At 28.0% G+C, this 13,440-nt stretch carries 13 protein-coding genes, 1 tRNA gene and 1 rRNA gene; 5 read left to right on the plus strand and 10 right to left on the minus strand.

All coding sequences use genetic code 11. From position 1 onward, the window contains the following. Positions 1-202 precede the first annotated feature (202 nt). The gene (locus tag BM027_RS17200; protein WP_090094415.1) at positions 203-1,465 is read right to left on the minus strand and encodes a C40 family peptidase; all 1,263 of its coding nucleotides are present in this window, start codon (positions 1,463-1,465) and stop codon (positions 203-205) included. A 166-nt stretch (positions 1,466-1,631) separates the two neighbouring features. Continuing rightward, positions 1,632-1,934 carry a DUF3784 domain-containing protein gene (locus BM027_RS17205; protein WP_090094416.1) on the minus strand — a complete coding sequence of 101 codons (303 nt, stop codon included), beginning with the start codon at positions 1,932-1,934 and terminating at the stop codon, positions 1,632-1,634. Between the two features lie 464 nt (positions 1,935-2,398). On the opposite strand from BM027_RS17205, the gene BM027_RS17210 reads away from it, so the two are divergent. Beyond that, positions 2,399-3,043, plus strand: coding sequence for an HAD family hydrolase (locus BM027_RS17210; RefSeq protein WP_090094417.1), 645 nt, complete (start codon positions 2,399-2,401; stop codon positions 3,041-3,043). A gap of 334 nt (positions 3,044-3,377) precedes the next feature. Here BM027_RS17210 and BM027_RS17215 read toward each other — a convergent pair whose 3' ends face one another. Next, on the minus strand, positions 3,378-4,121 hold the full coding sequence (locus BM027_RS17215) for a peptidylprolyl isomerase (RefSeq protein ID WP_090094418.1): 744 nt from the start codon (positions 4,119-4,121) through the stop codon (positions 3,378-3,380). Between the two features lie 152 nt (positions 4,122-4,273). On the opposite strand from BM027_RS17215, the gene BM027_RS17220 reads away from it, so the two are divergent. After that, complete coding sequence (locus BM027_RS17220) at positions 4,274-4,951, plus strand: uracil-DNA glycosylase (protein WP_090094427.1); 678 nt, start codon at positions 4,274-4,276, stop codon at positions 4,949-4,951. A 533-nt stretch (positions 4,952-5,484) separates the two neighbouring features. On the opposite strand, the gene BM027_RS17225 is transcribed toward BM027_RS17220, so the two are convergent. Further along, positions 5,485-5,676, minus strand: coding sequence for a hypothetical protein (locus tag BM027_RS17225; RefSeq protein WP_090094419.1), 192 nt, complete (start codon positions 5,674-5,676; stop codon positions 5,485-5,487). A 417-nt stretch (positions 5,677-6,093) separates the two neighbouring features. Between BM027_RS17225 and BM027_RS17230 the strand changes: the two genes are divergently transcribed. Further along, on the plus strand, positions 6,094-6,513 hold the full coding sequence (locus BM027_RS17230; RefSeq protein ID WP_090094420.1) for a DUF3785 family protein: 420 nt from the start codon (positions 6,094-6,096) through the stop codon (positions 6,511-6,513). A gap of 263 nt (positions 6,514-6,776) precedes the next feature. Here the strand turns inward: BM027_RS17230 and BM027_RS17235 are convergent. Next, a tRNA-Phe gene (locus tag BM027_RS17235) sits at positions 6,777-6,852 on the minus strand. Between the two features lie 5 nt (positions 6,853-6,857). After that, positions 6,858-6,974, minus strand: a 5S ribosomal RNA gene (gene rrf, locus BM027_RS17240). A gap of 110 nt (positions 6,975-7,084) precedes the next feature. Between rrf and BM027_RS17245 the strand changes: the two genes are divergently transcribed. Beyond that, complete coding sequence (locus BM027_RS17245; RefSeq protein WP_090094421.1) at positions 7,085-7,816, plus strand: NAD-dependent protein deacylase; 732 nt, start codon at positions 7,085-7,087, stop codon at positions 7,814-7,816. A gap of 76 nt (positions 7,817-7,892) precedes the next feature. Continuing rightward, positions 7,893-8,336 carry a hypothetical protein gene (locus BM027_RS17250; RefSeq protein WP_090094422.1) on the plus strand — a complete coding sequence of 148 codons (444 nt, stop codon included), beginning with the start codon at positions 7,893-7,895 and terminating at the stop codon, positions 8,334-8,336. Positions 8,337-8,431: 95 nt separating this feature from the next. On the opposite strand, the gene BM027_RS17255 is transcribed toward BM027_RS17250, so the two are convergent. The 4 genes from BM027_RS17255 to BM027_RS17270 form a co-directional block, all read right to left on the minus strand. Then, positions 8,432-9,451, minus strand: a complete 1,020-nt coding sequence (locus tag BM027_RS17255) for a CPBP family intramembrane glutamic endopeptidase (protein ID WP_090094423.1) — start codon at positions 9,449-9,451, stop codon at positions 8,432-8,434. 294 nt (positions 9,452-9,745) lie between these two features. Further along, positions 9,746-10,987, minus strand: coding sequence for a competence/damage-inducible protein A (locus BM027_RS17260; RefSeq protein ID WP_090094424.1), 1,242 nt, complete (start codon positions 10,985-10,987; stop codon positions 9,746-9,748). 326 nt (positions 10,988-11,313) lie between these two features. Beyond that, positions 11,314-11,922 carry a histidine phosphatase family protein gene (locus tag BM027_RS17265; protein ID WP_090094425.1) on the minus strand — a complete coding sequence of 203 codons (609 nt, stop codon included), beginning with the start codon at positions 11,920-11,922 and terminating at the stop codon, positions 11,314-11,316. A 329-nt stretch (positions 11,923-12,251) separates the two neighbouring features. Further along, positions 12,252-13,205 (minus strand): ROK family protein, encoded by a 954-nt coding sequence (locus tag BM027_RS17270; RefSeq protein WP_090094426.1) that lies wholly within the window; start codon positions 13,203-13,205, stop codon positions 12,252-12,254. Positions 13,206-13,440 lie beyond the last annotated feature (235 nt).

Consider the following 13,440-nt stretch of genomic DNA (forward strand, 5'->3'; position numbering starts at 1 on the left):
ATGAGCAGCAAGCTTCATAAATAAAGAAATATAGTAAAATTATGGAGAAGGTATCTTTACCTTCTTATCGTCATGCAATCAAATAATATAATTACTAATAATTACATAAAAATATATGTATAAAATTGAAAACTATAAAAAGAGAGCTGTATCATGATTGATTTAAAATATCAATCTGATACAGCTCCTGAAATTTTTAGTTTTATAATACTCTTCTTGCTGCATAAAAATTATACACTGGAGATACTTTAACAACATCACCAGTTTGTGGAGCATGAATCATATTACCTCCACCAACATATATCCCAACATGTCCTGAATGAGGAAATACTAAATCACCAGGTTGAAGTTGATCTCGTGATACAGGTTGTCCTACATTTATTTGCGAATAAGTTGTTCTTGATATATCTGTTCCTGCTGCTTTATTAAATACATATTCAGTAAATCCTGAACAATCAAAATTATCTGCTCCTGTTGCACCATATACATATGCTTTTCCTAAATGCTTATAGGCTTCATTTAATATTGCTTGTGCATTTCCTGCTGAAGGAACATTTCCAGTTGGTTTTGAAGTTGACCCTGAATTTCCTCTGCTAGCGGTAACTACTGCTGCAGCTTTTCTTGCTTGTTCTTCTTCTCTTTGTGATACAATCGTTTTAGCTTTTTCAATTTTTTCGTCAATTTCTTTTTTAATAGTTGGACTCTTGATTTGATTATCTCTTATATTTCTTAATTGAGAAATTGCTGACTTAAGATCATCAAGTGAACTATTAGAATTACTAACGACATCAAATTGTGGTTGAAGTGTTTGTCTTTCTACTTCTGACAAATATTCTGAATCGAACTTTTCTTTTTCAGCCTTTGTTTGAGATGCTAAAGTTTCTTGTTCTTTTTTCTTAACATCTAATTGAGATAAACTCATTTGTACCTCAGAATTAAGCTTGTCTATCTCTTTTTTCTTATCTTCTAAAGAGCTTATTTTCGCGTTTAAAGCATCTCTTTTATCAATAATATCTTTTATTGCCTTTTTATCTTTACCTAAAATTCTAGCCACTGATTCTGCTCTTGAAAAGAAATCACTAGTTGATTCTGATTCAAATAAGAAACTTAAATAACTAAATTCCATATCTCCTGACATGTACATAGCTTTAAGTCTTTCTCCTAAAGCTAAATCTAATTTAGTAATTTCCTCTTTACATTGCTTAATATCTTTAGTTGTGTTATCGATTTGATTGTTGATATTAGTAACTTCCCTCTTATTATTAGAAACAGTTTGTTCTAATGGTTCTATTTGAGTATTTAAATCGTAAATTTTATCTTCAATATTTGATATGTTACGTTCAATTTCTGCATATTTTTGTCTAGTGTCATTTAATTCTTGATTTCCAGGTGTAGCAAAAGCTGGCACTGAATTACCTGCAACAAGTATTGCTGCTAGCATTACAGCTAAAACTTTTTTCTTCATCAAATGCCGGTTCGTATGAACCTTCCCTCCTTTATCCTCTTAAATATATCTATAACTCCTTAATTATATCACTTTACATAAGCATGGACAACTTTCCTTAATAAGTAATAATTAAAATTATTCTGTCTTTTTTTCTATATAGTCCATATTCCCCTACTATTCTAAACTATATCTTATATTTTTTAGATAGCTTAGCTTGTATTATAGAAGAAGCAAGCATAACTACTACAAATATACCTAAAAATACATTATCATTATTCTTTAAAAAGCAATTTAAAGCGCCTATAATTATCCCAATAGTACCCAAAATTAAATTGAATTTTCCATTAAATTCTACAAATTTTTCTTTGTCTTTAGCCTGAGTATTATTTATCATTTTCATTTTAAACTTCTTATTTAACATAATAAATGCTCCTATTGCTAAAAACCATCCGCTTGCTATAAACATAACTATTGTAGTTGATTTCATTGTTAATCCTCCTGTTTTGATTCATAATGCTTTAATTAATTTTATCTTTTCTTATTAATATATATGTTCTAATTAAGTTAATACATTTATAATCTTTTATATAATTTTTATAGAAAATTATATATTTATATTAATTTTATCACTATTAAACATATTTTAAAATCCTTTACATAAGTTTTAGTAAATAATGAGATATACATTATAACTTTAATCTTACAAAACTGTAATCAAAGTGTAAAGTAAAATTATTATTACACTGTTTTTATCATGGTAAATTATATTTATGCAAATAAAAAAAATAATAGATTAGTATACTTATCTGATGCAAAGTATGCAATTTATCTTTGATCTATTATTTTCTTTCATTTGTCTTGTAAAACAAATAACTACCCTTTTATATTCATTTAAATTCATATATTATTAAAACATACTAAAAAACATACTAACTAATGGAGGACTAATACATGTTACATGACATAAAAGGAGCTATATTTGATTTAGATGGAACTCTAGTAGATTCCATGTGGGTCTGGGAACAGATAGACATAGATTATCTTAAAGAAAAAGGTTATTTAATGCCAGGAGATTTAAAAAATGAAATCCTTCACTTAAGCTTTTCTCAAACAGCTCTCTATTTTAAAAATAGATTTCAAATTGAAGATTCATTAGATGACATATTGAATACTTGGCATAACATGGCTTTTAATCATTATTCTAATGATGTTAAATTAAAAAAAGGTGCAAAAAAATTCTTACAGCTATTAAAAAAATCTGGTATAAAGATTGGATTAGCAACTAGTAATTCAACTCCATTACTTAAAGCTTGCTTAGAAAATAATGAGATATTTCATTATTTTGATGCTATTACAACTACAGATGAAACATCACAAGGAAAAGATCAACCTGATGTATACTTATTAGCTGCAAAAAAATTAGGTGTTGAGCCTAATAAGTGCATTGTTTTTGAAGATATACTTCCTGCTATACAAGGTGCAAAATCTGCTGGTATGAAAGTTGTTGCAGTAAAAGATAACTTAAGTATACATTCTGAAGAAGAACTTACTAAATATGCGGATAAATATATTAACTCATTCTTAGAATTAATATGAAAATATAAAAAAGCTAGCTAAAAGTATGAATTATTTTCCACTTCGAGCTAGCTTTCGCATATTTATTTATTTTTTAATATCTATTTAACTTTTGGCTATGTTTTTATAGTGTTGATATTGTAATATAAGAGCGACATGGCATTGGAATTTACTTTTTAGAACCCTTAATGAAGATTTGTCCTATTAATTGCTTGTCACAATCTTTGATTGGGAGTATGCATTAATAGGACTAATATTCATTTTAGAGTTTTTAAAGTAAATTCCACAGTCCATGGGCTTTATATTACAATATCAACATTGAATTAAAACATAGCCTAACTTTTAATAAATATGTCTACTTTCTTTCTACTCCATATTTAGCTTCTAGTTCTGATACCATATCTAAATATTTCTTTTGTTGATTTTGTTCTACTACTTGCTTTATAACTGCATCTTTAATTTGATCAAATGGTACATTTATTGCTTCATGTTTTTCTTCCACTAATATTAAATGATATCCAAATTGAGTTTTAACTGGTTCACTAACTGTTCCAATTTCTAATGCAAATGCAGCATCCTCAAATTCAGGAACCATCATACCTTTTCCGAAAGGTCCTAGGTTTCCACCTTGTTCTTTTGATGGACAAGTTGAATATTTCATTGCAGCATCTTCAAAAGATAAACCCTTTGAAATTTCTTCTTTTATCTTTTTAGCTTCTTCTTCAGTCTTAACTAATACATGTTTAGCTGAAACTGTTGCTGGTTTTACAAACATATCCTTATTATCTTCATAATACTTTTTAGCATCTTCATCTGTAACTGTTACATCTGCTAATACTTTATTTATTGATAATTGAGTTAATGCTTCTTTAGATAATCCTGCAATCATATTTTTATATTCTTCAGTTTTATCTAATTCTATTTCCTTACCAAACTTATGCATTAATTCAAAAGCAATTACTTGCTCTACTAATTGCTTCTTGCCTTCTTCTCCTTGAAACATAGCTCTTCTTTCTGGAGGATATCTCATTATTATTGATTCTAAATCCTTATCTGTTATTTCATTGCCTGCAGCAACAGCCCATACTTTATTTTCCATTTAAATTCTCCTTTAATCAAAAAAATTTTATATTCCTCTATATTTTAACAGTATATAAGTTCCCTAACAAGAACAAAAATATTTTAAAAAGTAAAACCATATAGAACATTATAAATATTATTAAAAATGATATACTAAATATGGGTGATGTTATGTTTAAAATACTAAAAAATGATTGGAATGAATATCTGTCTTGTGAATTTGAAAAAGACTATTATATTAAGCTAAGAGAAATTCTTGTGAAAGAATACAAAACTAAAACTATTTATCCTGATATGTATAATATATTCAACGCTCTACATTTTACTCAATTTAAAGATGTAAAAGTTGTTATTTTAGGGCAAGACCCCTATCATGGTCCAAATCAAGCTCATGGATTAAGTTTTTCTGTTAATCCTGGAGTTAAAACTCCACCGTCACTACTGAATATATATAAAGAACTACATACTGACTTAGAATGCTACATTCCTAATAATGGATATTTGAAAAAGTGGGCTGATCAAGGAGTGCTTTTATTAAATACAGTACTTACAGTTAGAGCTGGAGAAGCTAACTCCCATAAAGGAATTGGATGGGAAATATTTACTAACAATATAATTAAAATATTAAATACTAGTAATAAACCTTTAGTGTTTATTCTTTGGGGTAATAATGCTATTAAAAAAGTTGATTTAATAGATAATCCTAAACATTATATTATTAAATCTGTTCATCCGAGTCCATTATCCGCCTCACGAGGCTTCTTTGGTAGTAAACCTTTTTCAAAAGCAAATAAATTTTTAATTGATACTAATCAGATTCCAATCGATTGGCAAATTGAAAATATATAAGAATTAATAATATGCCTTAATTCTTATATATATGTTGTAGAAAAGATCCTTCATAAAAATAGCTAATAGTCGCTTAATTTTATGAAGGATCTTTATTCAATCATATATATAATTTACACTTTGTTTTAAAACCGTGTTTATATTGTTATATATTGTAAAGTGGGCTAAGAAATTGATACAGGAAACTCGACTCATATTCATTCGCTGAGTAAGTTCGAGCAACAAAATATAAAATTTTGACTCTCACTTAAGAACATCTAAATGAGTATAGTCCCCTTTTAGCTTGCTCCAAAGGCAAGCTTTAGACAAGCAGGAAATATGACAATACTCAAGGAAACTCGACTCACATTCGTTCGCTGAGTAAGTTTGAGATACCAAATGTAAAATTTGGACTTTCACTTAAGAGTTCTAAAAGTCCAATTTTAATGTCCACTTTGCAAAAATATAACAATATCAACACTTTGCTAAAACATAGCTATAATTTAAAATTTTTTAGAATATTAAATTCAAATACTTATAGAAACTTTTATACTTTAATTATTTTTGTTTTCTTGAATTTTAGAATAGATTAATGAGCCTATTATTCCTGATACTCCACCAAATGCAAAATAAAAAACTATATTATTAAAAATTGCTCCAACTACTATTCCAATCCCTACTCCAATTGCAATACCATTAGCTAGGTTTTCACATTCTTTATCAGTTAATATTAATTTTTCTAACATAAAACTCATCCCCTATCTATTTAATCTTTTACTTTCTATGTATTTAGTATAAGTGCATTATCTTAAGACTTTCTTAAGTCAAGCTTAACTATTTCTTATTATGATATTGTTGTATCTTACTAGGCACATTAAAATAAATAACAAGTCAGTATGCTAGTCTATTTCGTGTCATACTGCGTCAGTAATATTCGCCAATAACCTGATATGAACTGATATTACCTTCTTGTTTGACATAAAATATACGTTGCATCTTTGACTTGTTATTTTCTTTAATGTGCCTTAAATAAATATCTTTGTTGCATATAAATGTCTTAATCGTTACAAAATAGTTTCAATTCATAATAACATATTGTATTATTATGTTTATTCTATTATATAATAATATAGTATATTATTAGTATTATTAAGGAGGATTTTATGGAATATAAATTTATATATGATAATAAAGACTATGTACTATCTGAAGAAAATTGTGATGGTATATTTTATGAAAGCGAAGAAGAAAATGATGATGTTAAAGATGTATCTTTAGATATGATTTTAACCGCTTTATCTCAAGGTGAAAATATAAATTTCACAAAAGAATATTACTGTGATAAATGTCTTTGTGATAATCAGGAACAATTAAATAAATCTTACTGTTATTTAGAATATCATTTTTATATCTATACAAAAGAAAAACATTACATCATAAATACAATTTGTGAAGAGTATAAAGACACATCATACAATAAACTATTTAGAGCGGGTAAGATTGATGATAGTTATATAGTTAGTATAATTGTTTGTCCTCATTGTTCCACTTATTCTGTAGAAATAGAGCAGTGTACTGTGTAAAAATAATAATCAAAGCCACCATATCAGTGAACTGACCCCAAAACATTAGATTTATGTCTAACATTTTGGGTGCAGTTCACAGTTGGTGGCTTTAATTTTATATAACAAATTTTATTATAATAATAGGCTACGTTTTAAGTAAATGTTGATATTGTAATATAAATCTACTGAACGGTAGAATTTATTTTCTTCCATGTGCCTTAAAGCGTAGTCTAATAATAAATTAATAAAAAAAAAGCACTAACAAATGTTAGTGCTTTTTTTGGTGGCTCGAACTGGAATCGAACCAGTGACACGAGGATTTTCAGTCCTCTGCTCTACCGACTGAGCTATCGAGCCATGTTACCTGGCAACGTCTTATTCTCCCACACAGTCACCCATGCAGTACCATCAGCGCTATAGACCTTAACTTTCCTGTTCGAAATGGGAAGGAGTGTTACCTCTATGCCGTTACCACCAGATACAAGTAGTATTATATCTTGATATTATAATTATGTCAACTGTTTTTTTGATTTTTATTTTAGACTATGTGATAATGATAATATATTATACTAGTATTGGAGATGTTTTTATGAATATAGAAAAATTGTCACAAATATTAAAGGAAAGTGATAATATAGTATTCTTTGGTGGAGCTGGTATGAGTACAGAATCCGGCATTGCTGATTTCCGTTCTGAAAACGGTCTTTATAAGACTTCTAATGGAAAAGGCTATCCTCCTGAAACTATGTTATCTCATGGCTTCTTTATCTCTCATCCAAGTGATTTCTTTAACTTTTATAAAGAAAAAATGATATATACTGATGCTAAACCAAATGCTGGTCATTTAGTTTTAGCTAAACTAGAACAAATGAGTAAACTAAAAGCTGTTATTACTCAAAATATTGATGGACTTCACCAAGCTGCTGGCAGCAAAAATGTTTATGAGCTTCATGGATCAGTTCATAGAAACTATTGCATTAAATGTCATACATTTTATGATTTAGACTTTGTTCTAAATTCAAAAGATATTCCTAAATGTCCTAAATGTAATGGAATAGTTAAGCCTGATGTTGTTTTATATGAAGAGGGCTTAAATGATGATGTTATAAGAGGTGCAGTTGACGCTATTGAGAAAGCTGATACATTAATTATAGGTGGTACTTCGCTAGTTGTTTACCCCGCTGCTGGACTTATAAATTATTTTAGAGGAAAGAATCTTGTATTAATAAACAAAAGTAGTACACCTTATGATTCTAAAGCTGATTTAGTTATACATGAATCTATTGGTGAAGTATTAAGTCAAGCAGTTAAACTTCTTTAATATAAACAAACCTTGGTATTTTTTTTAGAAATTGTAAATATACTTTAAGTGATGAATTTATTCTAGGAGAAATAAAATGAAATTTATAATATTTTTATTGTTTGTTTTAATTATAGGAGCAGGAATAATCTTTTTAATGTCTTATTATGAGCAAAAAATTTCAACCCTGCATCGAGAACTCGTAATTAGTAAAAATCAGTTTTCTAAACTAAAGCTAGAATATAAAAAGTTAGATTCGTTTAAAAATAATTGTTCAATTACCTTTCTTAATCTTGATCAGAACTATGGAATAGTATCTAAAGATTCCATTTTGCACTTATCTCCTAATGAAATATCTCCCATTTTGCAAAAACTAAGCATAGCAATGGAAGTTAGGATTTTAGAGAAAGTTTTATCTGATGATTTTACATGGTACTATATAGCTCTTCCCCTAGAAAGCAATATTAATTCTAGAGGTTGGGTGCTTGAAAGCTGTTTTTCTAACTTATCTTCTTCATCTACTGATGTTATTAAGTGTTAAAAGAATTAGGGTGTTTCAAAAGCATAAAATAAATTTACCTTTTGAGACACCCTAACTTTTTTATTTTGTAAAACAAAATTTCTTTACGTCTTTTATTACGCAATAGAACTTAAATGAAGACTTAGTATCATATATATTAAATATATAATTATTGTCATTATAAAAGGCCAATTAATTATCTTATCCTCTTTTACTTCATAATCATAACTTTTATATCCAATATCATCTTTATCTTCATATTCTATATATTCTTTATAGTAAATCCCATTATCACTTAAAATCCCTTGGCTTACTTTAATTTTTCTTTTTTCATTAATTTTCTTAATCTTTTTAATTAATAGTATTGATAATACTCCAGATATTAATGCTATGATTGCACATCCTTTTAATAGACTCAACTTTTCATTTAAAGGTAGCGTTTTAATAGGCATATCTGTTGCTGTTTCTCCAGTTCCTATTTTATCTTGAAAGAGAATTAAGAGTTTTTGCATTATAACCGATGTTCCATTAATCATAAAGTGAAATGTCATAGATGCAAATATACTATTAGTTACTCTAACTAAATAAGCTAAAACTCCTCCTAAAACAGCTGCATATAAAAATTGTTGTGCATTTAAATGAAACATTCCAAAAAGCAATCCTATTACAACACAAGTCTTAAAATCACTTTTGTCATCATAGCCAGATTGTACTATACCTCTCAACGTTATTTCCTCTGTTATAGCAGGCATAACAGCCATTAAAAGCAACATTGGTATAAATGGTGTTGAAGATATTTCTGTCACAAAATTTCCTATATCATTCTCAAAAAAGAAAGAGGTTATCAGTGAAAATAAACTTACTACTGGTTGACATAATAATGCTAATCCTATTATTAAAAAGAAATCTTTTAAATAAAGCTTATTAAACTTAAAAGTTTGTTTTAAATTAGGTCTAACTATTAAAATATATATTATTGCTGGTAGAATAAATAAAATCATATGATTTGTAAATAATTGTATTCTTAAATCATGTATTCCTATTTTTTTATAAAAATAAAATAGGAAGAAAGGTGCTATTATCTCACCTAACATTATTATTAAAAAATATAAATTTGCTCTAAATGTTTTTTTCATACTAACCCCTTATAAGTCATTATCAATAAATAACAAAACAGTATTCTTATCTAACGAATAATATAATAAGAATTTTGAGCTTATTATTTTTTAATATAACTAAATTTAAAATATTATGTATAAATAATATGGGTTTGGAAAGAATTTATAATGAAGTAACTAACTTCAATATTTAATCGCCTCTCCCCCCATTTTATTTATATACCAATTTTAATTCCTCTTGCTATTTTAAATATAAAGTAGCAAGGGGAATTATTTTTTTATACACTATAGCTCACACTAAAAATCACTTGATCAGATGTCTGACTTAAGTAATCCTCTTCTTACCATATCTAATGCCATTATTGTAGCTTGATTCCTTACTTTATTTCTGTTACCCTTAAATATATATTTTTGTACCGTTACTTCACCATTTATATACATACCTATATAGACTAGTCCTATTGGCTTTTCTTCTGTTCCACCACCAGGCCCAGCAATACCTGTTGTAACAATACTAACATCTGTACCAGAAGTTTTTGCTATTCCTTCTGCCATTTCTTTAGCAGTTTCATAACTTACTGCACCATAATTATCTAATGTTTCTTGCTTAACATGTATTCTGTTATGCTTTGCCTCATTAGAATATGTTACAGCGCCCTCTAAAAAGACTTCTGATATTCCTGGATACGAAACTAATCTACTTGCTATCATTCCGCCTGTACATGATTCTGCAGTTGATATAGTAAGATTTTTATCTATTAAAATTTTAGAAACAACTTCTTCTATTGAATCTTCACCTATAGTATAGATATTATTACCTAGTCTCTTGCTTATCTCTTCTATGATAGGTTTAATTAAACTTAAAGCTGATTCTTCATCCTCAGCCTTCGCGCTTATTCTTAATGTTACTTCTCCTTCTTTTGCATAAGGTGCAATTGTTGGATTCGTTTGCTTATCAATTAAATCTTGAACTTTTTCTGCAACTAAACTTTCTCCAAGACCTATAATTTTCACTACTTTAGAAATTAAAGTAGTGTTTGTTTTATTCTTCAAATAAGGCTCAATACTCTCTTTAAACATGGGTTTCATCTCATTTGGTGGACCAGGCATAATAATCATTATTTTATTGTTTTCCTCTATTATAACTCCTGGTGCAGTGCCATTATCATTTTTAACAACTATTGATCCTTGTGGAAACATACCTTGTTTAAAATTATTTTCAGGCATTACTCTTCCAGTTGATTTAAAGTAATCCTTTATATTTTTAATAGATTCATCATGAGGAATTAATTTCTTTTTAAAATACTTTGCTACAACTTCCTTTGTCATATCATCTTTTGTTGGTCCAAGACCTCCTGTTGTTATAACTATATCACTTCTTTTAAATGCTTCATCAAAAGCGCCTAAAATTCTTTCTTCATTATCTCCAACAACTTGTTGATTATATACATCTAACCCTAACATAGCTAATTGCTTTGCTAAATATTGAGCATTAGAATTAATAATATCTCCTAATAATATCTCTGTTCCTATAGCTATTATTTCAACCTTCATTTTATAACCTTCTTTATCATTTTTTTATAGAATATATAAGCTCCAATAAAGTTTGTTCATTAATATAAATTTTAGAACACTTATAAATACTATGATTTAACTACTATAATGAGGAACTTATATAGAAAATTTATGATATATATGATTCTATGTAGATATTGTTAATTAAAGATGTAATTTATTATAAAAATTAAATAAAAGTTTATAAATGTATTAACTTAATTAGAACATATATATATATAATTTCTAACTATACCTTTTAAGATTGATTAAAAAACATATTCTACTCTAGTTAACTAAACTTACTTTATTCCTTTGAATATACCTTAACGCATTTCTGTATGAGTTATATCATTTTTAAATAATACATTAAATTTATCTTCGTCCCTTATTATTTTGGTCAAAGATGTTTGTCCATATACGCCCTTAAGATCACTTTCAAAATCCTCAAAGTAACTCATTAATACTTTTAGTGTCATTCCATGTGCAACTATTAATATAGTTTTTGATTCTTCTTTTTCTAAAATATTATCTAATATCCTAAAAGCTCTTTTTTGTACATCTAAAAGTGTTTCTCCATTTGGTCCTTTGACTTCTTGGTTGCCTTTAAACATCTCCATCAAAAAATTTGCTTCTCCCGGTTTAGATAGCTCACCTATAACTTTTCCCTCAAATTCACCAAAATGCACTTCTTTTAATTCATTACAAGTAACTATTGGAATATTATTAGGCTCTGCTATAATATTTGCAGTATCAAGAGCTCTTTTTATTGGGCTTGCATATATAATATCTATTTTTTCATTTTTAAGTCTATCTCTTAACTTCTTTGCTTGCAAAATACCATTATCAGTTAGAGGGGAATCCTTACTTCCTTGAAGTCTTTTTTCTGTATTCCACACAGTTTCTCCATGTCTTGTCAAAAATATTGTTGTCATAATTATCCTCACTCTCCTTTGTTTATAATTTTACAATATTTCTTTTATGTTTGCTAGTTATAGTATAACGAATAAGGCACATTCAAAAAAATAATAGACCAGTATGCTTGTATATTGGGTGTTATACTGCGTTAGCAAATTCAGCTAATAGCTCACTATTAACTGAACTTGCCTTCTTGTATGACACCCAATACACGACGTATCTTTGGTCTATTATTTTCTTTATGTGCCTAAATCAAAAATTGCTTTTACTATAAGAAATGGTCTATTACAAATATTTTTATATAAACTGTTATGAAACATTCATGTGACTATAGTATTAATTTAAACTATTCGCCTTGTGTTTCAAGTAGTGCTAATGCTACTGCTCCTATTACTCCTGCATCTGTACCTAAACCTGCTGGAACAATCTTAACTGAAGCAGCCATTGATTTGAAGCATCTCTTATCAACTACTTTTCTTATTGTTTCAAAAACTATATCTCCAGCTTTTGAAACTCCGCCACCAATAATAATTATTTCTGGATCAAAAATAGATACTGAGTTTGCAATAGCTATACCTAAATAATTTAATGCATTATCTATTATATCCTTAGCTACTGGATCTCCTGCAGCAGCTTCTAAAAATACTTCATATGAAGTAATTTTGTCATATTTTCTTAATGATGTTTCAACTTTACTATTAATTGCTTCTTGTCCTCTTTTGGCAATTGCAGTTCCTGATGAAGTTGCTTCAACACAACCAATATTTCCACAATTACATCTAGGGCCATCTGCTGCTACTGTCATATGACCTATCTCTAATGCATTTGAAGTATGACCTCTGTAGATTTTGCCATTTAAAATAGCTCCTCCACCTACACCAGTACTTACAGTAAAAAATAATACATCTTTTGCGCCTCTTCCAGCACCAAACATATATTCACCAATAGCTGCAACATTTGCATCATTATCTAAAAATACAGGTACATCAAATTTCTTCTTTAATGGTTCTACTAAATTAAAATCCTTAAATGGAAGATTTGGTGTATATATTATTACTCCCTTTTCAGCATCAAGTGGTCCTGGTGAACCTATTCCAATTGCCTTTACATCCTTATAAGTTACTCCACCATCTTTAATTACTTTTTCTACTGATTCTATAATTCTATTTAATACAGGAATTTCTCCTTCAACAGCATTAGTTGGAACTGTTGTTTGACTAATTACTTCTCCATTCAAATTTGAAAGGGCAGTACTAATCTTAGTTCCTCCTAAATCTACTCCTATAACAAATGTTTGCATAATTTCAACCTCCACACTTACTACTTAAAATTTCCTTACCGGAAACGATTCTAACATAGATATATATTATACTATATAATTGAGTGTAAAGGAAATCAAATTTATACTCTGTTTGAGTCAACTAAAAGTTGGCAAGAATCTTATTTAATTTATCATCCATTATTTTACAGCGTGTTTTTATTATTTCCCTACCCAAACTTAATAATTAATTGTAACTAATATCACTAAAACTTTT

The organism is Clostridium uliginosum (assembly GCF_900112485.1).
GTDB lineage: Bacteria > Bacillota > Clostridia > Clostridiales > Clostridiaceae > Clostridium > Clostridium uliginosum.